The organism is Kibdelosporangium banguiense, from assembly GCF_017876405.1.
In the GTDB taxonomy this organism is placed as follows: domain Bacteria; phylum Actinomycetota; class Actinomycetes; order Mycobacteriales; family Pseudonocardiaceae; genus Kibdelosporangium; species Kibdelosporangium banguiense.
Genome location: NZ_JAGINW010000001.1, coordinates 3801362 through 3824039 on the forward strand (window position 1 = coordinate 3801362; position 22678 = coordinate 3824039).

The following is a 22678-nucleotide window of genomic DNA, read 5'->3' on the forward strand; positions in this document are numbered from 1 at the left end:
TCGCCCTGCCCTCAGACGCCCGCACTGGATTCAGGCTCACCCGGTTGTGTACTTCCCGTACGAACGGCCCTTTCGCGCGGGTTCGCCTCTTGAAAACCCCTGCTCACCCGCCATCCCTTGTAGACTGGAGCAGGGACGCCCCCCAGTGGCGGGTGGGGGCTGTCTACTTATGCAAGGGCTGGGTGGGTTCGTATTTTGCGCTGGTCATGGCTGGTTTGCGTGGGGCTTGGGCGCTGGTGATTGTGGGTCCTTTTCTTTGAGGGATTGTGCCCTGGCCGGGCGGGCAAACCTCCCTAGATGAGGACGGAAAAGCGGTTCGCACCCTCGGTCGGCCTGCCCCAGGGTAACCACACAAGCCCAGGACACCGCACGCGTGCGCTCGCCGGCGCCTCCCATCACCAGGCTTTCCACCGAGAAGGCGACACCAGTTTGGGCCGGGTTTCGTTGCGGGGCGCCGAGCTTGGGCTGGTCGCCGTCGTTCTGTGGTGCCCTGGACTTGTGTGATCAGGCTTCGCACTGCCGACCGAGGGTGAGGACACTCAGAGCCGATCTCTGGTGCGCTGACGCGCTTTTTCCTTGCTGGGGCTTGGTAACCGGGGCTGGGGTTTGCGTCCGGGGGCGCTGACCGGGCACGCCAGACACCTTCCAGCTCAGCAACCGGGCTCGCTCCCTGCTCAGGGGCGCTGAGCAGGGGTGCCGGACCTTCACCTCGCCGACTGGCTGGGTCTCAGGGGCGGGGTTTCTGGACTGGTTTTGCGACGGGCTTGGTTTTGTCGGCTAGGTCGCCTTTTGTTGCTGTTTTGACTGCGTCTTCTGGTTCGGCTGGTTCCCAGTGCTCTTTGGGTGGGCCGCCGGCTGCTTCGGTTTGGGAGGGGACCTTGAAGGCTGTGGTCGGGGACTCCGAGGGGCGGCGTTCTTCCGGCAGTGGGTCGAGGACCGGGGTCGCGTTCTCCAGGACTACGTCCGCGTCCTGGATCAGGCTGCGGGCCTGGCGGAGTTGGTTGGCGACTCGGGTGCGGAGCTGCCGTAGGGCGGCGACGCGCTGGGCTGCGTGGCTGATGCGGCGGTTGGCCTCTTCTGTTGCCTCGCGGACTCGGCGGTGGGCTTCTTCGCTGGCTTCCTGGAGGCGGGCCTTGGATTCCGTGATTGCGTCGTGGCGGCGGCGGTTGGCTTCTTCCGTTGCCTCGCGGACGCGGCGTTCGGCCTCGGACTTGCTGGTGGCCTCCTGCTCGGCGAGGGCGCGCATCGACTCGGTGCGGCGGGAGGCCATGGCGATGTCGAAGTCCTCTTCGACCTGGGCGCGGCGCTGTTCGGACTCCGCGTCGAGGCGTTTACGCTCGTCGGTCGCCTTGGTTGTGATCTCCGCGGCGTCGGCGTGGGCTTTGGCCAGCACGTCGCGGTGTTCGGCTTCCATCTCGGCTCGGCGGGTGTCGAGGCCGCGCAGCATTTCCTCGTAACGGGCCCGCAGCGCGTTGGCGTCCGTCTCGGCCTTGGCCCGGATGTGCCCGGCTTCGGCCTCGGCGCGGGCCTTGGTCTCGGTGGCCTCGTCCTGGGCGAGGCGCAGCATCCGCTGCAGCCGTTCGCTCAGGCCTTCCAGGGTGGTCGGCGGCAGGGAGAGCCGCTCGATCTGGCCGCGCATGTCGTCGATCTCCGAGCGGGAGATCTCCAGCTGCCGGGCCAGATCCGCAGCCTGCGAGACCGCCGCGTCCCGGTCGGCGGCGAGCAGGCGCATATCCCGTTCCACGCGTTCGAGGTGTTCCTCGACCTGCATCTTGCTGTAGCCGCGCTTCGTGATGTCGAAGCCGACGCCGAGTGGTACGAGCTCGCGCTCCTCGCCTAGAGCCATACCCACAACCTACCGCGCGTCGGCCGCCCACAAACCCATCGCCGTATACCACGTCACAAGTCTTGACCGGCCGGCCAACCAAGCGCACCATGAATTGGTAGGACCTTTCTCCTTCATGGAGGTGATCGCCATGAGCGACACGTCAGCCCCAGCCCGCGCGTGGACCCGTTGGCAGGATTGGGCGGAGGTGGTGCTCGGAGTGGTCGCGGTGCTTTCGCCGCTCTGGATGGACACGACGAACACCGTGATGTGGACCATGATCGTGCTCGGCGCCCTGATCGCCCTCGACGGTCTGTTCTCGCTGGCCATGCCGGGTGTGGTCTACGGCGAGTACGTCCAGGTGGTGCTCGGAGTGCTGCTGTTCATCTCGCCATGGGTGATGGGCTTCACTGACATGACAGGCGCCATGTGGAGTGCGTTCATCATCGGCGCGCTGACCATCATCGCCGGCGCGGCCGCACTGCCGGCTGCCAACACCGCACACCAGGGTATGGCGGGCCAGCACTGAGAGTTCCAGCCCTTGCGGACAGCGCACCGGACTTGGTGTGATTCCGGTGCGCTTTCCGCTTGAGGGGGTGGCCAGTGGCCCGGTCGAAATCCGGTGACGACGATCCCTCCGCGCGGGAGCGGATCCTCGCCGCAGCCGAGAAACTGTTCGCCGAGACGGGGTTCGACGCCACGCCGACCTCCCGGATCGCCGAAGCCGCACGAGTGCCCAAAGGCCTTGTGCACTACTACTTCCGCCGCAAGTCCGACCTGCTGACCGCGCTGGTCAAGCGGCTGCCGGACGAACGGATCGAACCGTCACGGGTGGTCGTGCCCGGTGACGTGGCCGCGAGCCTGCGCCGCCTGGTCGCCGAACTGGACGCCCGGCTCAACGAGTCCCACTTGCTCTCACATCTGCTGTGGCGTGAGGCGGACACCCACAAGGATGTCCGTGAGGCACTGCAGTCCCGCTTCCAGTCGATTGTCCGCCAGGTCAAAGCGGTGATCATCGCGGCTGGGGCGGGCACGATCGCGATGTCGGACGTCGACAGCGCGTCGGGACTGTTCGCCCTGGCGGTGAGCTACCGGCATTCGGTGGCCCGCCACCCGGAGGACACCCCGATGATGGACCGCGAGGTCGACTTCATTGCCGACGCTCTGACGCTGGGCGCAGGCGCGAAGACGTGACAACGCCGAGAGCGCAGACGACCGCGAAGCCGAACAGCAGGTAGCGGGCCGAATCGAGCAGTGCAGGCTCGCCCATGTTGATCAGGACTCCGGCGACGGCTGTGCCGAACGCGGTCGACAAAGTCGTCACGGTGGCGACGGCCGCTGCTGCTTGCTGGCCGTCTGCCATCGCGGCGACGGAAAGGTGTGGATAGGCGACGCCGATGCCGCACCCGGCCAGGAACAGCACCGGCACCCATGTGATCACCAGCCAGAGCGGCGCGTCCTCGCGTTGCAGCAGGCCCAAGATGAGAAAGCCGGATGCGAGCAGGATCGGGCCGAGCATGCGCAAACGCCTGATCACCCGTTCGTGAACGGCGGATGAGCTGACGATCTGGGCCGTGGACCAGCCCAGCGAGATGGCCGCGCCGAAGAAGCCGGCCGCGAGCGGGGCCAGGCCGCCCAGCCGTTGCCCGAACAGCGGCAGGAAGGACTCGACGGCCACACCGAAGGCCAGCAGCCCGAGCGTCAGATAGACCCATTTCAGTGGCGAGCCTGGTTGATAGGCCGAGCGCGGGAACACTCGCTGTGAACTCTGGCGCTCATGAACGACGAGCCCGGCAAGCAGAAGAAGCCCGATACTGACCACGCCGATCTTGGTCGGCGTTCCAGGAAGAACGCTCGCCACGCTGACAGCGACCGTTGCAGCTGTGACCAACGCCAGAGATATAGCAGGGATGGGCACGCGTGTGTCAGTGCGTTCGCCGCGAGGCAACACCCGTGGCACGATCGCGCCGAACACCGCGCCGAAGATCGCCATCACCACGAAAGCAAGGCGCCACGAACCGAACTGTGAGAACAGGCCGCCGAGCGCGGGGCCGACGAAGTTGCCAACTCCGTACATCGCCGACATCAGTGCGTTGCCGCGTGTCCACAACCTGGCAGGCAAGGCAGAGCGGATCACGGCAAACCCAAGCCCTGAAAGCAAACCGGCGCCGATTCCCTGAACGCCACGACCAACCAGCAACACCGGCATCGCGGGACCCAGCGCGCAAACAAGCGAGCCCACAAGGAAAAGACCGAACCCGGCGAGGTACGCGCCGACATTGCCCCACCGCGCGAGCACCCGGCTGACAAGCATCGTCGCGACGACCATCGCGACGAGATAGATCGTCATGTTCCAGGCGTAGAAACCGGCACCGCCGAGTTCCGCCACGGCCGTCGGCAAAAGGCTGGACGCCAGATAGATATTCACCGCACCGACGAGAATTCCGCCCGCCAGTACGGTCACCGCGCCGAGATGCCCGGCGCCCAGTAGCTCGCGCCACCGCGGCGGGCTGCTCAGCTCTTGAAGATCACCCATGTCATCCAGGCTGTCATTGAAGCCGTCCCGGAGACTTTTCCCTGTAACCGAGGGGTGATTCCAGGGAAAGTCTCAAGCCGGTGTTGCGGGTGGCCGCCCCGGCACGCTGCGGTGGCCCATTTTCGGTTGATCAAGGAAGGGTGTGGCGTTCTGGCAACGTCCGATTCGAATGTCCGATTTGACGGTTCACAGTGGACTCTTACGCCTTTTGGCCTAGTTACTTTTGGCTTATGGCGTGGTTTAGTGCGCGTGGCTGATATCCGTCCGGTGGGGGGCGGGCCGTGAAACGTGGGGGATTTCTAAGTGATCGTTCGTTCTGGCATGCGCGCGTCCAGATCGCGCCGCCGTTGGTCGGTACTTCTTTCTGCGGCCGTCGTGCTGGCATCCGTCCAGTCCGGGGTGACGGCCACGGCCGCACCGGCGGTCTCCGACAAGGCTGTTGACGAGGCGTCCGCGCAGGTCGCGGCCCGTAAACTCGGCAAGCCGGTGGAGATCACCGGCAAGACGTCGCAGACCGAGGAGTTCTTCGCCAACCCCGACGGGTCTTTCACGTATCGGCAGCATGAGCGTCCGGTCCGGATCAAGCGCGGTAGCGAGTGGACGCCGGTGGACACCACACTGGTCAAACGTCCTGATGGGACTGTCGCACCCAAAGCGACCGTTGTGGACATCGCGCTTTCCGGTGGTGGCAAGGGACGTCCGCTGGCCAGGCTGGCGCACCAGGGTAACGAGATCGGTCTCAACTGGGAGTCCGACCTGCCCGAACCCGTGCTCGACGGCTCGACCGCGACCTACCCTGAGGTGCTGCCCGGCGTCGATCTCAAGGTCACCGCGGACGTGCTCGGGTTCTCCGAGGTCTTGGTGATCAAGTCGGCTGAGGCGGCCCGCAACCCGGGCCTCAAGAAGGTCACCTTCGGTTCGCACACGCGCAACACGCAGGTCCGGCAGAAGACCGCGGCGGCCAAGCCGAACCTTGAGGTGGTCGACGCCAAGGGAACGCCGTTCTTCACCGGTGACGCCACCCGGATGTGGGACTCCAGCGGGGACTCGACGCCGGCCGAGCATTTGGCCGGCAAGGGCGAGGGCAAGCGCGCTGCGGTGATGGGAACCGAGGTCACGCCGGAGAAGGTGTCGATCATTCCGGACCAGGGCTTCCTGGCGGACAAGGCCACGAAGTACCCGGTCTACCTCGATCCCGAGTATTCCTGCACCGCGTGCGGCAAGGCGCACCACATCGTCGTGCAGTCGGGCTACAAGACCGCGAAGAACTACGACGCCACCAGCGGTTCCCTCAACGACCTGAAAGCGGGACTCCAGACGACCGACTCGTCCGGCACCTCCCGCTCCTACGTCGAGATGTACACCGGTGCGCTCGCGGGCAAGAACATCAAGTGGGCCACGCTGAACACGACGCTGCTCTACTCGTGGTGGGGCGACGGTTCGGCAACGCACACAGAGTTGTACCTGGCCAACGGGTTCGGCGGGGGCACGGACTGGAACACCCAGCCTTGGGTGGCCAACATCCCCAACGTTCCCGCGTACCAGTCGTCGAGCAACGTGACCAACCAGGGCAAGGCGTCGAACGTGTCGATGCAGTTCGGCGCGACCGGTGCGGTGGCCTATGCCGCCTCGAAGTCCTGGGGTTCGGTGAGTTTCCTGCTCAAGGGCAGCCGAGAGGACAACACCACCTCGTGGCGCCGATTCGGCCTCAACCCGTATCTCGAAGTTCGCTACAACTCGACCCCGAACGACCCCGTCGGGCACGCCATGCAGAACGGCACGGTGCCGTGCGTGAAGGGTGACAACCGGCCGTGGATCGCCACCAGGACGCCGGTTGTGCAGGCCCGTGTGTCCGATCCGGACGGTGGCAGCCTCGGCGTGAACGTCGCGACCACCGGCGGGCCCTACGGCGCCGACGTGCCTGGAACTTGGCATGAGAACGGTGGCGCGCTGCCGTGGATCGGTACACCGGGCCAGAACCAGCAGGCCTTGGCGCAGGTCCAGATCCCGCCGGACTGGATCACCACGGACGGCATCTACAAGTGGGCTATGCGGGTCACCGACGGCGAGATCTACTCACCGCGCTGGGACTGGGACTGCGAGTTCTATGTGGACAGCACGCCTCCGTTGGCGCCGAAGGTGACCCGGGCGGGCACCGCGCCGGTCAACCAGGGCGACACAGCGTCGTTCAGCGTGAACGTCGACCTGGCCACGGACGGCCTCTACGACATCGACCGGTTCGTCTACACCACGGACGGCAGTGAGCCGTCGACACAGGGTTCGCCGAGCATTGCGGCAGTCCGGACCGTGGATGCCGGTACGGGCAAGGCCTTCGCGTCCGCCGTGCTGAACACGACCGCGGTCAACGCCAACCAGAACCTGGTGAAAGTCCGTGCTGTCAACAAAGCAGGCACTCCTGGCCCGAATGGCACCTGCGCCAGCCCGTTGGTCACGGTCGGCACAGCGTGCGGCTACACCGTCGCGCCGCTGACGTCCGCCAAGTTCCTCAAGGGTGCGTGGGCTATCGACGACACGTGGGGTACCTCAGCGTCGGACCAGGTAGCCACGTTGAACCCGGGCGAGACCGCGCATCCGCTCAGCCTCCGCGGCGGTGCTGCATGGGCGCTTGGTTACAACCGCGGCAACTCGTGGACGCAGGCTGATGCGTTTGACGCCAAGCAAGGCACGCGCGGTGGCATGTACCTGACCAACAGCGGCTACATGGAGACGTCGGAGAAGGTGATCGACACTTCGCAGTCGTTCACCGTGGCGGCGTGGGTACAGCTGACCAACAAGAACTCGTACTACACAGTCGCCTCGCAGGACGGCACCAATGTCGGCGGGTTCTACCTGCAGTACTCGGCCGACGTAGGCAAGTGGACCTTCTCCACCACGCCGACCGACGCCATCACCGACACCCCGTACCGCACGACGTCGGCGGACAACGCGGCTGTCCCGGAGTTGAACACGTGGACCCATCTCGTGGGCAGCTATGACGCGCAGGCGAAGCAGCTTTCCATGTATGTGGACGGCAAGCGGGTCGGCACGACAGTACTGAGAGATCCACTGTGGAGCGCCAATGGCCCGTTCGTGGTCGGCGGCGCGAAATGGAACGGTGGCCGGGTGGACCATTTCCCCGGATTTGTCGACGATGTCCAGGTGTGGCAGCGAGTTCTGTCCGCGCAGGACGTGCACGACCTCGCCACGGTGGCGGTTCCTCGTGCGGGCTACGGCCTGGCCGAAGGTGCCGGGGCGAAGCTGGCAACGGGTGCGACCGGTGATGAGCTCAACGGCAACTACGTGCCCGCCCCGGTTCCCTCACTGCAGGGCTACTGGAAGTTCGACGAGGGATCGGGGACCACGGTGTCCGACGCCAGCAACAACGGCGCCGGCTACGAGAACAACCTGATCACCACGAACGCTGCCTGGGTTCCCGGAAAGACGGGCACCGCCCTGAAATACAACGGAACCTCGGGCAGCTACAGCTACTCCGCGGGTCGCGCGGTGAACACGTCACAGTCGTTCACGGTCTCCGCGTGGGTCAAGCTCGACGACCTCAACGCCTACCAGGCCGTGGTCGGTCAGTCGGGCACGAAACGGCCCGGATTCCAGATCCGCTATTCGCCGGACGTCAAGGCGTGGATCTTCGGCCTGAACCGGTCGGACGCGAACGACGCGCTCACCGAGTGGACCTACCGTGGCGAATCGGTCAGCGAAACGGGCAAGTGGACGTTGGTGACCGGTGTCTACAACAACGACACCAAGCAGATCCAGTTGTACGTCGACGGCAAGCTCATGGGCTCCCGGACGTTCACTGGTGTCCCGTGGGACGCCACCGGGCACGTCACGGTCGGCACGTACGAGCTGAACGGTGCCGCGACGCATTTCTTCAACGGCACGATCGACAACGTGCAGCTATGGCAGCGGGCGCTGACCGCCAGTCAGGTCGCGGCACTAGCTGGGCTGTCCTATCAAGACAGTGTTTGGCAGCACGGTCCGTCCGACGGTGCGTCGACCGGAACGGTGAACCCAGTCGCTGACAACGGCGCCGCATACGCGAAGTACCCGGGCGAGATCGGTGCGCGGGTGACGTGGCCGCGGCCGGCGTTCTTCCGTACTGACAAGTCCTTCACTGTCGAGGCCTGGGTCCGTGACGACGCACTCGCCGGTGGCACTGCGACTGCAGCGACCTTTGTGGACGGCGACAAGATGCCGGTATCGCTGGACTACCACCCTGAGTGGGGCAGCAAGTGGACCTTCATGCTGGCTGATTCACGGATTCTGGTCAGTGACGCCAGCCCGGTCGAGGGTAAGTGGACGCATCTGGCGGGAACGTATGACGCCGCGACCAACCGTGCGTGCTTCTACGTCGACGGCCAGTTGCAGAACACCGAGCTGACCAGTTCCGGCGCGACCACCGTCCAGGGATGCTCCACGGGCGTGGTTTCCAAGAACAACTGGGGTTCGGTCGTAGCGGGCGCGGGCTACTGGAACGGCGGCCAGCTGGTCAATCCGTGGCGCGGCGGCCTGGCTGGAATCCGGTTGTACTCAGGCGTTCGCACCGCCAACCAGATCAAGGACGACCGGACGGCCGACGACCCGGGCGCCCTTTTCGAAATCAAGAACTGAGACCCACACCGATCTGTCGAGGGGGAGCCGTGCGAGCACGGTGGCGTAGCAGAACTCTGGCCGCGGTCGTCTCAGTCCTGATGGTGGGGACGACGACGACCGCGATCGCGGCGCCGGCAAGGGGCGGCTGGCACGGACTGGGCTGGAACCTGCCCGGCCTGCAGAAGCCCAAGTCCGTGCCGGGAAGTACGGAACCGACCCGTCCGGCGCCGCGCAGCGAGACCGCGCAGAAGGCGCTGAAGGCCCCGCAGGCGGTGTCGTGGCCTGCCACGACGTCCGTCGAGGTCGACGTGGCCGCCAAGGCGAAGACGGTCGCACCGTTGGCGGTCGGTCGCAAGGCGGCCAAGGACTTGCCGGGCCGGGTCCGGATCGAGACGCTGGACCGCGCGGCGTCGGACCGTGCCGGTGTGGCCGGTGTGCTGATGAAGATCGCGCCGGCCTCGGGTGACGTGTCGGGGCCGTTGTCGGTGGACATCGACTACGCGGGCATTGCCTCGGCGTACGGCGGTGGCTTCGGTGACCGGCTTACCCTTGTGTCCTATCCGGACTGCGTACTGTCCGCACCGGATCAGCCGCAGTGTCGGGTGGCAACGCCATTGGCCACCACCAACACCTCGGACAAGCACATCCGCAGCGAGGTGACGCTGCCGGGCAAAGCGGTCCGGATCGGGAACGCACGGCCAGAAGCCAATGCGATCGCCGCACCCATGGTGGTCGCCGCGGTCGGCGGCACCAAGGGCGGCGGAGGCGACCTGACCGCGACTTCGTTGTCCCCGGCGGGAACGTGGTCGGCGGGTGGGTCGAGCGGCGAGTTCACCTACGAGTACCCGATCACCATGCCGTCCCCGCCTGTGGGCGACGCGCCTGGCCTGTCGTTGAGCTACTCCTCGGGCAGCGTCGACGGCGCCACCTCCGCGACGAACAACCAGCCCTCCTGGGTCGGCGACGGCTGGGGTATGTCGGTCGGCGGTTACATCGAGCGCTCCTACAAGTCCTGCGCCAAAGACCTCGGCGGTAACAACAGTCAGACCAAGACCGGCGACCAGTGCTGGGCCACGGACAACGCCACGCTGTCGCTCGGCGCACGCAGCGGTCCGTTGGTCAAGGACCAGACCACCGGCGCGTGGCACCCGAAGCGCGACGACGGTGCCAAGGTCGAGAAGCTCACCGGTGCGTCGAACGGCGCTCGCGACGGTGAGTACTGGAAGGTCACGACCACCGACGGCACGCAGTACTTCTTCGGCCTGAACCACCTGCCCGGCTGGGCGAGCGGCAGGCCGGAGACCCAGTCCGCCTTCACCGCACCGGTGTTCGGCAACCACGCGGGCGAACCGTGCAACCAGGCGACGTTCGCCGCGTCCTGGTGTCAGCAGGCCTACCGCTGGAACCTTGACTACGTCGTGGATCCCCACGGCAACGAGATCGCCTACTACTACCAGCCCGAGACCAACTACTACGGGCTCAATCTCAACACCACCACCGCGGGCACGCCGTACGTCCGTGGCGGCTATCTGCTGCGGATGGAATACGGCCTCAACACCAAGGCAGGCGGTGTTTATGCGCAAGCGCCTGCCCGGGTCGTGTTCGACACAGCCGAACGGTGCCTGCCGTCCGGCACGATCACATGTGACCCCGGCCAGTTGAACTCCGGCACGGCCTCCTCATGGCCGGATGTCCCGGCTGACCAGATCTGCAACCAGGGCGCGACCTGCAAGAGCGTGTCCCCGACGTTCTTCACCCGCAAGCGTTTGACGACCGTGACCACCCAGGTCGCCAACGGCTCGGGTGGCTGGAACAACCGCGACAAGTGGACTCTCGCACACACGTTCCCGGTCAGTGGGGACGGCAACAATCCGGTCTTGTGGTTGGACAACATTGTCCACACCGGACTTGCGGGTGGCCCGCTCGCCATGCCCGCCACAACGTTCGGCGGTACGGCCAAGTCGAACCGGACGTTCGCCAGCCAGGACTACACGAGCCTGTCGCGTTACCGGATCACGTCCATCACCGGTGAGCTCGGCGGTTCGACAACGGTCGACTACTCGGCTCCGGACTGCCAGGGCGGCGCGCCCGACCCAGCGACCAACACGACTCGCTGTTACCCGATGTACTGGACGCCAGGCGGGAAAACCGACCCGATCCTGGACTGGTTCAACAAGTACGTCGTCACCGACGTGTACTCCGACGGCCGCACGGTCAATTCGGTGCAGAACCGCACGCACTACGACTACGAGGGCGGTGGCGCCTGGCACTTCGACGAGAACCGCCTTGTCGAAGAGAAATACCGGACGTGGTCGCAGTGGCATGGCTACGGCGACGTCACCACGACGACCGGAAACCCCGGTGACCCATCCGGTCCGCGTACGGTCGTCAAGGACAAGTTCATGCGTGGCATGGACGGTGACAAGGCGGCGAGCGGCACCAAGAGCGTCTCGGTGAGCAACTCGTTGAACGAGTCCATTCCGGACGCCAAGCAGTTCCAGGGATTCAAGCGTGAGGCGCTGTCCTACTGGGACGGCAACGTCATGTCGACCACGATCACCGATCCGTGGTCAAGCGCGGCGACTGCGACCGATGCGAACAGTGTCCAGTCCTTCGTGACCGGGACGGGCGGCACCCGCACGCGTAGCTGGATCGCGGCCACGAACTCGTGGCGGGAGACCCGCAGCACGGCCACGTTGAACGACAAAGGTCTGCCGACCGCTGTGCAGGAAGACGGCGACATCGCCGATCCCGCGCAGACAACGTGCACGCGCACCACCTATGTGGCCAACACCGATGTGTGGCTGCACAGCGCTCCGAGCTCGGTGCAAAAGGTGGCCGGCCCGTGTGCTGACAGCAATCCGGCGACCAGCGCGAACATCATCTCGTACGAGCGCAACCACTATGACGGCAAGGACTTCGAGGCTGCGCCGGTCGCGGGCAAGCTGACCCAGGTCGACACCGTGGACAAGTGGCCCGCCAACGGTCCTCCGACATTCCAGTCCTCGAAGACCACCTACGACACGGTTTACGGGCGTCCGCTGACGGTCACCGATCCACTGAACCGTGAGACGACGACGACCTACACGCCGTCGACTGGCGGCCCGATCACCCAGGTCACGGTCACCAGCCCACCCGTGACGATCGCGGGCGTACCCACATCATTCACGGCAAGCACAAACTACGACCCCGTTTCCGGCCTCGCGACATCCAAGGTGGACGCGGCTGGGCTCCGTACCGACACGACGTATGACGCGCTCGGCCGCGTCACCGCGGTCTGGGCGCCGGGCCGTTCGAAGGCCGCGGGCGAGTCCGCGCAGACAACGTTCGGTTACACCGTCAACACCTCCACGCCGAGCGTGGTGACGTCCAACAGGTTGCTGTCCTCGGGGCAGTACGCCACGACGTACACGATCGTCGACGGTCTGGGCCGTACGGTCCAGGTGCAGGAACCGACTTCGTACGCTGACGGCGGCCGCGTTGTGGTCGACACGCTGTACGACTCGCAGAGCCGTCCGTGGAAGGTGCACAACCCGTACTGGAACAGCGCTGCACCACAGGGCGAGTTGCTCGTCGTGCAGGAGAACGCCGTCCCCAACACGACGGTGTCGAACTTCGACTCGGCCAACCGCAATGTCGCGTCCATCTTCCTGCTCAACGGCACGGAAAAGTGGCGCACGACAACCAAGCACGACGGCGACCGCGTCACCACGATTCCGCCCGCGGGCGGTACGGCATCCACGGCGATCAGCAACGGTCTGGGCCAGAAGGTCAAGACGCTGCTCTACAAGGACCTCGCGCATACCGGGCCGAACGACCCCGCCGACGCCGCGACCTACACCTACAACCGGGCGGGTCAGCTGGCCACGGTGAAGGACGCGACCGGCCAGAACACCTGGACGTTCGACTACGACCTGCGCGGCAACAAGATCGCGCAGAACGACCCGGACGCGGGCGCGTCCAGCTCCACCTACGACGCCCTCGGGCAACTGCTGTCGACGACCGACGCACGCGGCAAGAAGGTCGTCTACACCTACGACAACCTTGGCCGTAAAACGGGCTCGTACGACACCGCCACCACAGGAACGCGTCTCACGGCGTATACCTACGACACGTTGCTCAAGGGCGCGCCGACCACCTCCGTGCGGTTCGTGTCCGGCAAGGCGTACGTCAAGGCCGTCGCGGGCTACGACGCGGCGGGCCGCCCCACCGGTACGAAGGTGACCATCCCGAGCAACGAAACGGGATTGTCCGGGACGTACACGTTCACCACGGCCTACGACCCGTTGACCGGTGCTGTGGCTCGAGAGACCTCACCCGGTGTGGGTGGACTGCCTGAGGAAACGGTCTTCCATACCTACAACGCGCTGGGCAAACCGAGCCAGCTGTACGCGGCCAACGCAGGTGGCGGCGCGGGCACGAGTCTCGTATCCGAGACGAAGTACAACGCGTTCGGCCTGCCGTTGCGGATGAACTACGCCGACGTCAACGACCCGAAGCAGGTGTCGACGACGTGGACGTACGAGGACGGCACCAACCGCCTCAGCTCGTCGGCCACCGTGCGTGCGACCGAGAACGACCAGTGGGTGACCAACCGCGCGTACACCTACACGCCGTCGGGTGCGCTCACGAAGATCTCCGACGTCTCCGACACGCAGTGCTTCAAGTACGACTACCTGCAGCGCCTGACCCAGGCCTGGACACCTGCCTCCGGTGACTGCGCCGCACCACAGGGCACAGGCTCCTTGGGTGGCGCGGCACCGTTCTGGACAGAGTGGGCCCACGACGTCACCGGCAACCGCGTGAAGGAGACCGACCACGCGACCGCAGGCGACACCGTCACCACGCTGACCTACCCCAACCCGGGTTCGCCCCGTCCTCACGCCGTCACCTCGGCGACCACGACGGGCCTCACCACGACCAACGACTCGTACACCTACGACGCCGCAGGCAACACGCTCACGCGTACGAAGGCCGGCGCAACGCAGACCTTCACCTACGACATCGAAGGCCGCGTAGCTACCGCGACCGAGGCAGGCAAGACCTCGTCGTACCTGTACGACGCTGACGGCACCCGCCTCATCACACGCGACCCCACGGGCACAACGCTGTTCGTCGGCGACGTCGAGTTGTTCGTCGCGACGGGCACGAGCACGGCGACCGGCACACGGTTCTACAACCACGGTGGCAAGTCCGTCGCCATCCGCAACGGTACGGGCTTGACGTGGAAGGTCGCCGACCACCACGGCACATCCACGGCAAGCATCCTGGCGTCCAACCTGTCGGTGACCCGCCGCTACCAGGACCCCTACGGCAACATCCGTGGCACGGCCCCGTTGTCGTGGCCTGACAAACACGGCTTCATCGGCGGCTACCAGGACACGACCAACCTGGTCCACATCGGAGCGCGTGAGTACGACCCGTCCCTCGGCCGGTTCACAGCCGTCGACCCGATGCTGGATCTGGCCGACTCGCAGTCGTGGAACGGCTACGCGTACGCCAACAACAACCCGGTCGACCACAGCGACCCGACGGGTCTGTTCTGCGACGGCTGCAGCGGCACAGTCGGCGTGGACTGCCCGCCGTGCGGCGGCAGCCCGCCCGCGAGCAGTCCCAAGTCCAACAACACCTACGACCACTACTGCGACGGGTGCAACAACAGAAAAGGCTGGGCCACCCCGCACGGCAACTACCCGTCGAAGGCCGGTTCCAACGGCAAGCTGGCCCTGGACCTGTCCAAGGTCGCCAAGCCGCCGCTGATCCGTGACCTCCAACGGCACTTCTACTACGACTTCGGTGAGTGGTACCCGCTCAAGGGCGAAGAGGGCATCCTCGACCCCCTGCCTGGCTACACCCCGCCGGAGGAGTTGAGTGAAGGCACCCGCTGGCTGATCCTCGGCGGCGTCGTCGCCGGCATCGCCTGCGCCGTCGTCGAACCCTGCGGCGCCATCGCTCTCGGCGCCCTGGAGGCCGTCGGCCCACCCATGGCCGTCGCTCCCGCGGCACCCGGCGTCGTCATCGCCGGTGGCGCCACCGTCAAGGGCATCGACGTCATCGACGACGCCCTCAAGGCCGGCGCCAAGACCGAGAACGGCGCAGCCAACGTCGCCAAGACATGTCTGGGTGGCAAGAGCTTCTCCCCGGACACCAAGGTGTTGATGGCCGACGGCTCAACCAAGGCCATCAAGGACATCCAGCCCGGTGACGAGGTTCTCGCCACCGACCCAGAGACCAGCGAGACCACCTCCCGGCCTGTGGTCGCTGTCCACACCAACCACGACACCGAACTCACCGATCTCACAGTCGCCGACGGGACAGGCACCCAGGCGATACTGCACACGACCCAGCACCACGAGATCTGGGACGAGACGGCCCGTGAGTGGTTGCCCGCGGGGCAACTGCGGCCAGGACTCCGGTTCCGCACGCCGTCAGGGCAGCACGCCACGCTGGCGGCCAAGGCGAACTTCCTTGGCGCCACCACGATGTACGACCTGACGGTTGCCAACACCCACACGTACTACGTGTTGGCAGGCAACACGCCGGTACTCGTCCACAACTTGAACTGCACTCCGGAAATCCTGGAGCAGGCCTACAAATCGGCCAGTACCCCGGCAAAGCTTGAACATGTGATCGACCCGGCGAAGCACGGCTTCGCCGACCTGGTCCAGCGTTCTGGTGGTCGCGAGCAAGCGATGCGGCGCATTGTGGATAGTCTTGGCGATGTGGACGATCTGCCGCAGGCCGGGAAATTCGAGGTCGGCCGGGTGATCGACGGTGAAAGCGTCACAATTCGAGGGGCTGTGGTCGATGGAGTTCCCAGGCTGGGAACGGCGTTCATTCCTGGGAAATTCCCGGGGTGAGAGCCGGGGGACGAACTGGTGGTGTGACTGATGTCCGTTCCTGTTGAGCCTCGACCGCTGAATTCCGGGGAGCGGGCAGTGATGGGGCATGTGCTGTCGGCGGATTTCCCCGGTTCCGAAGAGCTGCGCTGTCAGCTCGACAACGTCGAGGTGGTGGCGCAATGGGGGGTCGGATCGGTGAGTGTGGACCTGGTGGTTCGAGGGGACTTCCCCGTGGCCCCGGTCCCGTCGGGAGTCGCTCCAGTGGAGGCCACGGTGGTTGACCAGTCCGGCGAACTCGTCGGAGAGATCATTCTCTGGACTCAGTCGGGTGCGCTGTCCGGGCTCGAATATGCTTGGTACGGGGATGAGCCGCCGGCTTTTCTTCCCGCGGTCGACAGAATTGTTGTCACCACATAGATTTCGACCTTGAACCTGCAGCGCGGAAAGCCTGGCCGGAGCACTCTCCGGCCAGGCTTCGCTTTTCCTGGCAAAGGGCTGAAAGCCCTGGGATCAGGCGCCGCGGAAGGCGTTGATCGCGTCGATGTGCTTGGCGCGTAGTTCGGTGTTGTGCACCCCGAGGCCTTCCTCGGGGGCCAGGCAGAGCACGCCGACCTTGCCCTGGTGGGCGTTGCGGTGCACGTCGTAGGCGGCCTGACCGGTCTCGGCCAGCGGGTACACCTTCGACACGGTCGGGTGAATCTTTCCCTTGGCGATCAAACGGTTCGCCTCGGCGGCCTCACGGTAGTTGGCGAAGTGCGAGCCGACGATCCGCTTGAGGCTCATCCACAGGTAGCGGTTGTCGTAGGAGTGCATGAAGCCCGAGGTGGACGCGCAGGTGACGATCGTGCCGCCCTTGCGGGTCACGAACACGCTGGCACCAAAGGTTTCCCGGCCTGGGTGCTCGAAGACGATGTCCGGGTCCTCACCGCCGGTCAGCTCGCGGATCTTGGCGCCGAAACGCTTCCACTCACGCGGGTTCTGGGTGTGCTCGTCCGACCAGAACTCGTAGCCCTCTGCCGACCGGTCGATGATCAGCTCGGCGCCCATCTTGCGGCAGATCTCGGCTTTCTGCGGGCTGGACACGACGCACACCGGCGTCGCGCCACCGTTCAGCGCGAACTGTGTGGCGTACGAGCCGAGGCCGCCGGAAGCGCCCCAGATCAACACTGTGTCGCCCTGCTTCATGCCGGCACCGTTGCGGGACACCAGCTGGCGGTACGCCGTGGAGTTGACCAGGCCGGGGGAGGCGGCCTCCTCCCAGCTCAGGTGGGCCGGCTTGGGCATCAGCTGGTTGGACTTGACCAGCGCGAGCTCGGCCAGGCCGCCGAAGTTGGTCTCGAAGCCCCAGATCCGCTGCTCAGGGTCGAGCATCGTGTCGTTGTGGCCGTCGGGGTGCTCCAGCTCCACCGACAGGCAGTGCGCGACGACCTCGTCGCCGGGCTTCCACGCGCCCACGCCCGGACCGGTCCGCAGCACCACGCCGGCCAGGTCGGAACCCACGACGTGGTACGGCAAGTCGTGCCGTTTGGCCAGCTCGGACGTCTTGCCGTAGCGGCGCAGGAAGCCGAACGTGTCCAGCGGCTCGAAGATCGACGTCCACACCGTGTTGTAGTTGATGGCCGAGGCCATCACCGCGACCAGTGCCTCACCCGGCCCCAGCTCCGGCGTGGCCACGTCCTCCACGTGCAGTGACTTGCGCGGGTCCTTGTCCGGAGTGGACAGTCCGGCGAACATCCCGGTCTCGTCGGCGTGCACTGTCACCGCACGGTAGTGATCCGGCACGTCCAGGCCGGCGACGGCGGCCAGATCACCCGAAAGAATGGCGTCACGGATCTTTTCCACGATCTCCTCCAACGTCGCGAATTTCCGGAGGTTACCCACGAGTAATCAGAGATCACCACAAATGTGAGAGGTGCGCCACCCGGACCGATTCAGAGACCTAGTCGGCCGCTGCCGGTTCTACCAATTCGACCAGTACTCCACCTGCGGATTTCGGGTGCACGAAGTTGACCTTGCTGTCCGAGGTGCCGTGCCGGGGCTCGTCGTAGAGCACTTTCACCCCGGCGGACCGCAGTCCGTCGCCCGCCTGGGCGACGTCGTTCACCCGGAAGGCCAGCTGCTGCAGCCCCGGGCCACTGCGGGCGATGAACTTGCCGATCGCGGAGTCCGGGCTCAACGGCGCCAGCAGCTGGATCGCGGTGCCTGTGCCGTCGTCACCCGGTGCGCGCAGCATCGCCTCCCGCACGCCCTGCTCCTCGTTCACCTCCAGTACGGCGACTTCCAGGCCGAACTTCGCCTGGTAGAACTCGATCGCCTCGTCCAGGTCGGGCACCGCGATGCCCACGTGGTCGATGGCGCTGGCACGAGCGGCAGGTTCATTCGGCATGCCGTTGAGAATAGGCATGCGCGGCGGCTTGTGAGCGAGACTTCTGTGGTGTGCGTGACATAAGCCGTTACACGGAATCGGTGCAGATGGTTGGACGTGGGTATCGTCCAGAGTTAACGAGCGCTTGCATTGGGAGGAAGTTGTGGCCGGTTCCGTCATCGTCGCTGGAGCACGTACGCCGATGGGGCGGCTGCTCGGGTCGCTCAAGGATTTCTCCGGTACCCAGCTCGGCGGGTTCGCCATCAAGGGCGCGCTCGAGCGGGCCGGTGTCGCTCCGGAGCAGGTCCAGTACGTGATCATGGGCCAGGTGCTGACCGCGGGCGCGGGCCAGATCCCCGCCCGGCAGGCCGCCTCCGCCGCGGGTATCCCGATGAACGTCCCCGCGCTGACCATCAACAAGGTCTGCCTGTCGGGCCTGGACGCGATCGCGCTGGCCGACCAGCTGATCCGGGCGGGCGAGTTCGACATCGTCGTGGCCGGCGGCCAGGAGTCGATGACCCAGGCGCCGCACCTGCTGCCGAAGTCGCGGTCCGGCTTCAAGTACGGCGACGTCACCATGGTCGACCACATGGCGCACGACGGTCTGTTCTGCGCCTTCGACCAGGTCGCCATGGGTGCGTCGACCGAGAAGTACAACTCGCGCTACGGCGTGACCCGCGCGCAGCAGGACGAGTTCGCGGCCCGCTCGCACCAGTTGGCCGCCGCGGCGGTCAAGAACGGTTTGTTCGCGGAGGAAATCGTCCCGGTGGCGGTCCCGCAGCGTAAGGGCGACCCGCTGATCGTGGACTCCGACGAGGGTATCCGTGGCGACACGACGCCGGAGACGCTGGCCAAGCTGCGTCCCGCGTTCGCCAGCGACGGCACGATCACGGCAGGCTCGGCGTCGCCGATCTCCGACGGCGCGGCCGCGGTCGTGGTGATGAGCAAGGCAAAGGCCGAGGAGCTGGGCCTGACCTGGCTGGCCGAGATCGGTGCGCACGGCGTGGTCGCCGGTCCGGACGCCTCGCTGCACGAGCAGCCGTCCAACGCCATCAAAGCCGCGCTGGCCAAGGAGAACCTCAACCCGGCCGACCTGGACCTGGTGGAGATCAACGAGGCCTTCGCCGCGGTCGGCCTGGTGTCCATCGAGCAGCTGGGCATCAGCGCGGACAAGGTGAACGTCAACGGCGGCGCGATCGCGCTGGGCCACCCGATCGGCATGTCCGGCGCGCGGCTGGCGCTGCACCTTGCGCTGGAGCTCAAGCGCCGTGGTGGCGGTGTCGGCGCGGCTGCGTTGTGCGGTGGCGGCGGCCAGGGCGACGCGCTGATCATTCGTGTCCCCAAGTGATGTAGACGACCTGGTCAGCCGCGCGCGGGACGCTGAACCGCGCGCGGTCGCCAGGCTGATCTCGCTCGTCGAGGACGCCAGCCCGCAGCTTCGGTCCGTGGCTGCGGCGCTGGCGCCTTACTCCGGGCGTGCTCGGGTAATCGGCCTGACCGGTCCACCTGGGGTCGGCAAATCGACATCCACATCCGCGCTGGTCACTAGCCTTCGGCGGCAAGGAAAACGCGTCGGAGTGCTTGCCGTGGATCCTTCTTCGCCATTTTCCGGCGGTGCTTTGCTCGGCGACCGGATTCGTATGCAGGAACATGCGACGGATCGCGGTGTTTTCATTCGCTCGATGGCCACTCGAGGGCATTTGGGCGGACTTTCCTGGGCGACGCCGCAGGCTTTGCGCGTGCTCGACGCGGCCGGGTTCGACGTCGTGCTGATCGAGACCGTCGGGGTTGGACAGTCCGAAGTGGACGTCGTGTCACTCGCTGATACGACGGTTGTGTTGCTGGCGCCGGGAATGGGAGACGGAATCCAGGCCGCCAAGGCGGGCATTCTCGAGATCGCGGACTTGTTCGTGGTGAACAAGGCAGATCGTGACGGCGCCGAGGCGACCGTGCGAGACCTGAAGAACATGGTCGCCATGGCCCGTCGAGGAGTTGGTGGAACTTCCTGGCGTCAGCCCATTGTCCGGACCATTGCGTCCGAAATGGATGGTGTAGAGGAGGTTGTCGCCGCGCTGGACAAGCATCATGACTGGCTGACCTCCTACGGCGAACTGGAGCAGCGCCGTGACCGCCGGGCCCGCGCCGAGGTGGAGGCGATCGCCCTGGAGTCCGTGCGTGCGAGTTTCGCGGGGCCCGGTGAGGACGTGCTGGCTGACCTGGCCAAACGGGTAGCCTCGGGGGAGTTGGACCCGTACGCGGCGGCCGATCGGCTGGTAGCGGGAATATCCCGGCCCTGACCGTCGTCGCACCGAGGAAACCGGCAGATTGGGGCGGCGGATGAAGTTCGGGATCTCCACGTTCGTCAACGACGAGAGCATCAGCCCAGCAGACCTGGCGCGAGCGGTCGAAGAACGCGGGTTCGTCTCACTCGTGGTCCCAGAACACACCCACATCCCGGCAAGTCGTGAAACCCCGTACCCGGGAGGCGGCGACCTGCCGCCGGTCTACTACAGGACCCTGGACCCGTTCGTGACGCTGGCCGCGGCGTCCGCCGTGACCACAAAGATCCAGCTGTTCACGGGCATAACGTTGTTGATCCAGCGCGACCCGATCATCACGGCGAAAGAGACCGCGACTCTCGACCTGATCTCCGGCGGTCGGCTCGTCTTCGGAGTGGGAGCTGGCTGGAACCTCGAAGAGATGCGTAACCACGGCACCGACCCTCGCGCGCGCGGTGCCCTGCTGGACGAACGTATTGAGGCAATCAAGGCCCTCTGGACCGGAGAACCGGCGGAATACCACGGAAAATATGTCGACTTCGACCCGGTTTTCTCCCGCCCGAAGCCAGTCCAGCAGCCACACCCACCGATCTACATCGGCGGCGCCTCCGACGTCACAGTGCGTCGAGTGATAAAGCACGACGCAGGCTGGATCGCGAATCCGTTCCCCGTAGAGGTGCTCACAAAAACCGTTGCCCAGATGCGTGACGGTGCAGGCCGCGATGTCCCCCTGGCCATGTTCGGCTCGCCGAAGGACTTGGACTACTGGCGTGCCTGCGCGGCTCTCGGCTTTGGCCAGGTGGCGCTGTTCTTGCCGACTCGTCCGCGTGACGAGACCCTCAAATTGCTCGACGAGTACGCCGCCAAAGTGTCCGATTATGAACGAGGCTGAAACCCCAGTTGTGCCGCTACGACGATCGGATCGGCACGTTGAGTGTGCGGCGGCGAGACTGAGGCGGCTCATGCCGTGACCTGTGTGTTTCTGCAAGCAGGGCACCGGTGGGAGCACGCTCACTACCCTTCTGGGGTAGTCGCTGGTACTCTGGTACCCGGCAAGGTCGCTCGCATCGCCCAAGGAGGGTTCGGTCATGGCCGCCGCCACCGCGCCTATCAAGGTAGACATCGCGACCGATGAACTCGTGTCCCACGCAGCTCATTTCCTGTCGCGCTCGAAGAAGGACATCGTCGATGCTGCCGTACGCGAATACATCGACGCTCACCGCGACGAGATCAATGCTGGGATCAAAGCTGCGCTCGGTCAGCTCAATGGCTCTGATGCTGCCGCCATCTCCATGATGACCGGATTCAGCGTTGACGAACTTGACGACCTCGGTGGCCTGCCGAAATAGCTTGGCGCATGGCGGTCGATTCTGTCACGGCAGGGTTCTCTAGCATTCAGAACATGACTCAGGTCCCGGTCGGTGTACGCCCAACCAAAAGATGCCTTGCCGATCTCGGCCTATCGTTGCCAGACCTTGGCCAACCTCTCGAAGAGATGGAGAATTCCGTCGTTGCCGCCGCCCAGGCGGTCCCGGTACAGCGGGACGCCGGCGGAGCCCGACGGATCTTGTCATTGAGCGACCGTGTGTGGTTCAAGGTCAAGACCGGCGATCAGCGAGCCGTTGTCACCCAAATGAATGGTGACGACGTGCCGGACGGAGTTCCGTGGGGTGCCGGCACGTGGTGGATCGGCGCGGCCGGACACCGTCAGGCTGACAGTCCACAGCGCGACTTCTACGAATCGATCAGGCGCGAGTGCACCGTCGGCAAGACTGTCTCGACCGCTCGCCTCCTCCCTGACGATTGGGACTGGAAGCGCTTCACCGCCGAGCAAGCGGTTGCCTGGCGACGCGAGATGAAGCGAATCGTGACCCGCCTTATCGCCATGTCTCTCACAACGGGAAGTCTTGCAGTGGCCGAATTCCGGCACCATCGCATCAAGGCTCTTGTCCGTGTCGACGACGGCCACGAGGCCTACTTGGCGATCATTGCCGAAGGTATCCCCGACCCTGCGATCTTTGCTCTGCTCCTTGACTGTGTTCCCGGCATCGCACCGGACGAATGGCAGCCTGAGCCATCTCAGCTTGCGGCGATGGACCCGTCGCCAGGCGAGATCATCTGGTCGACACTGTTCCCATCAGAGGTAGCGAGCGCGATTCTCGAACTCGACGTCGATAGCTGAAACTGGAAATCCCAGTCATGTGAGTCCCAAATGCCACA

The 22678-nt window shown here is 65.6% G+C and carries 14 protein-coding genes; 10 read left to right on the forward strand and 4 right to left on the reverse strand.

The genetic code is table 11. The features are described from left to right. Positions 1-727: 727 nt before the first annotated feature. The gene (locus JOF56_RS18080; RefSeq protein ID WP_209639344.1) at positions 728-1846 is read right to left on the reverse strand and encodes a chromosome segregation protein; all 1119 of its coding nucleotides are present in this window, start codon (positions 1844-1846) and stop codon (positions 728-730) included. 130 nt (positions 1847-1976) lie between these two features. On the opposite strand from JOF56_RS18080, the gene JOF56_RS18085 reads away from it, so the two are divergent. Continuing rightward, positions 1977-2354 (forward strand): SPW repeat protein, encoded by a 378-nt coding sequence (locus JOF56_RS18085; protein ID WP_209639347.1) that lies wholly within the window; start codon positions 1977-1979, stop codon positions 2352-2354. Between the two features lie 74 nt (positions 2355-2428). Continuing rightward, a complete protein-coding gene (locus JOF56_RS18090; protein WP_209639350.1) occupies positions 2429-3019 on the forward strand; it encodes a TetR/AcrR family transcriptional regulator in 591 nt (196 codons plus the stop codon). Here the strand turns inward: JOF56_RS18090 and JOF56_RS18095 are convergent. Then, positions 2976-4361 (reverse strand): MFS transporter, encoded by a 1386-nt coding sequence (locus tag JOF56_RS18095; RefSeq protein ID WP_209639353.1) that lies wholly within the window; start codon positions 4359-4361, stop codon positions 2976-2978. The genes JOF56_RS18090 and JOF56_RS18095 overlap by 44 nt on opposite strands. A gap of 303 nt (positions 4362-4664) precedes the next feature. On the opposite strand from JOF56_RS18095, the gene JOF56_RS60140 reads away from it, so the two are divergent. The 3 genes from JOF56_RS60140 to JOF56_RS18110 are packed head-to-tail and all read left to right on the forward strand — an operon-like array spanning position 4665 to position 16231. Beyond that, a complete protein-coding gene (locus JOF56_RS60140; protein WP_209639356.1) occupies positions 4665-8990 on the forward strand; it encodes a LamG domain-containing protein in 4326 nt (1441 codons plus the stop codon). A 29-nt stretch (positions 8991-9019) separates the two neighbouring features. Beyond that, on the forward strand, positions 9020-15832 hold the full coding sequence (locus tag JOF56_RS60145) for a polymorphic toxin-type HINT domain-containing protein (RefSeq protein WP_209639359.1): 6813 nt from the start codon (positions 9020-9022) through the stop codon (positions 15830-15832). Between the two features lie 30 nt (positions 15833-15862). Further along, positions 15863-16231 carry a hypothetical protein gene (locus JOF56_RS18110; RefSeq protein ID WP_209639362.1) on the forward strand — a complete coding sequence of 123 codons (369 nt, stop codon included), beginning with the start codon at positions 15863-15865 and terminating at the stop codon, positions 16229-16231. 93 nt (positions 16232-16324) lie between these two features. Here the strand turns inward: JOF56_RS18110 and ccrA are convergent, their stop codons facing one another. Together ccrA and mce are read right to left on the reverse strand one after the other, a co-directional pair. Beyond that, positions 16325-17656 (reverse strand): crotonyl-CoA carboxylase/reductase, encoded by a 1332-nt coding sequence (ccrA, locus tag JOF56_RS18115; protein ID WP_209639365.1) that lies wholly within the window; start codon positions 17654-17656, stop codon positions 16325-16327. Positions 17657-17753: 97 nt separating this feature from the next. Further along, positions 17754-18200 (reverse strand): methylmalonyl-CoA epimerase, encoded by a 447-nt coding sequence (mce, locus tag JOF56_RS18120; RefSeq protein WP_245378295.1) that lies wholly within the window; start codon positions 18198-18200, stop codon positions 17754-17756. A 142-nt stretch (positions 18201-18342) separates the two neighbouring features. Here mce and JOF56_RS18125 point away from each other — a divergent pair, with 142 nt between their 5' ends. The 5 genes from JOF56_RS18125 to JOF56_RS18145 all read left to right on the forward strand — a co-directional run bounded on the left by JOF56_RS18125 (position 18343) and on the right by JOF56_RS18145 (position 22640). Beyond that, positions 18343-19527 (forward strand): acetyl-CoA C-acetyltransferase, encoded by a 1185-nt coding sequence (locus JOF56_RS18125; RefSeq protein WP_209639371.1) that lies wholly within the window; start codon positions 18343-18345, stop codon positions 19525-19527. Continuing rightward, on the forward strand, positions 19514-20476 hold the full coding sequence (gene meaB / locus JOF56_RS18130) for a methylmalonyl Co-A mutase-associated GTPase MeaB (RefSeq protein ID WP_209639374.1): 963 nt from the start codon (positions 19514-19516) through the stop codon (positions 20474-20476). The genes JOF56_RS18125 and meaB overlap by 14 nt, the downstream gene beginning before the upstream one ends. A 40-nt stretch (positions 20477-20516) precedes the next feature. Then, the gene (locus JOF56_RS18135) at positions 20517-21350 is read left to right on the forward strand and encodes an LLM class F420-dependent oxidoreductase (protein ID WP_209639377.1); all 834 of its coding nucleotides are present in this window, start codon (positions 20517-20519) and stop codon (positions 21348-21350) included. Between the two features lie 196 nt (positions 21351-21546). Next, positions 21547-21807, forward strand: a complete 261-nt coding sequence (locus JOF56_RS18140; protein WP_209639380.1) for a hypothetical protein — start codon at positions 21547-21549, stop codon at positions 21805-21807. Positions 21808-21860: 53 nt separating this feature from the next. Further along, the gene (locus tag JOF56_RS18145; RefSeq protein WP_209639383.1) at positions 21861-22640 is read left to right on the forward strand and encodes a hypothetical protein; all 780 of its coding nucleotides are present in this window, start codon (positions 21861-21863) and stop codon (positions 22638-22640) included. Positions 22641-22678 lie beyond the last annotated feature (38 nt).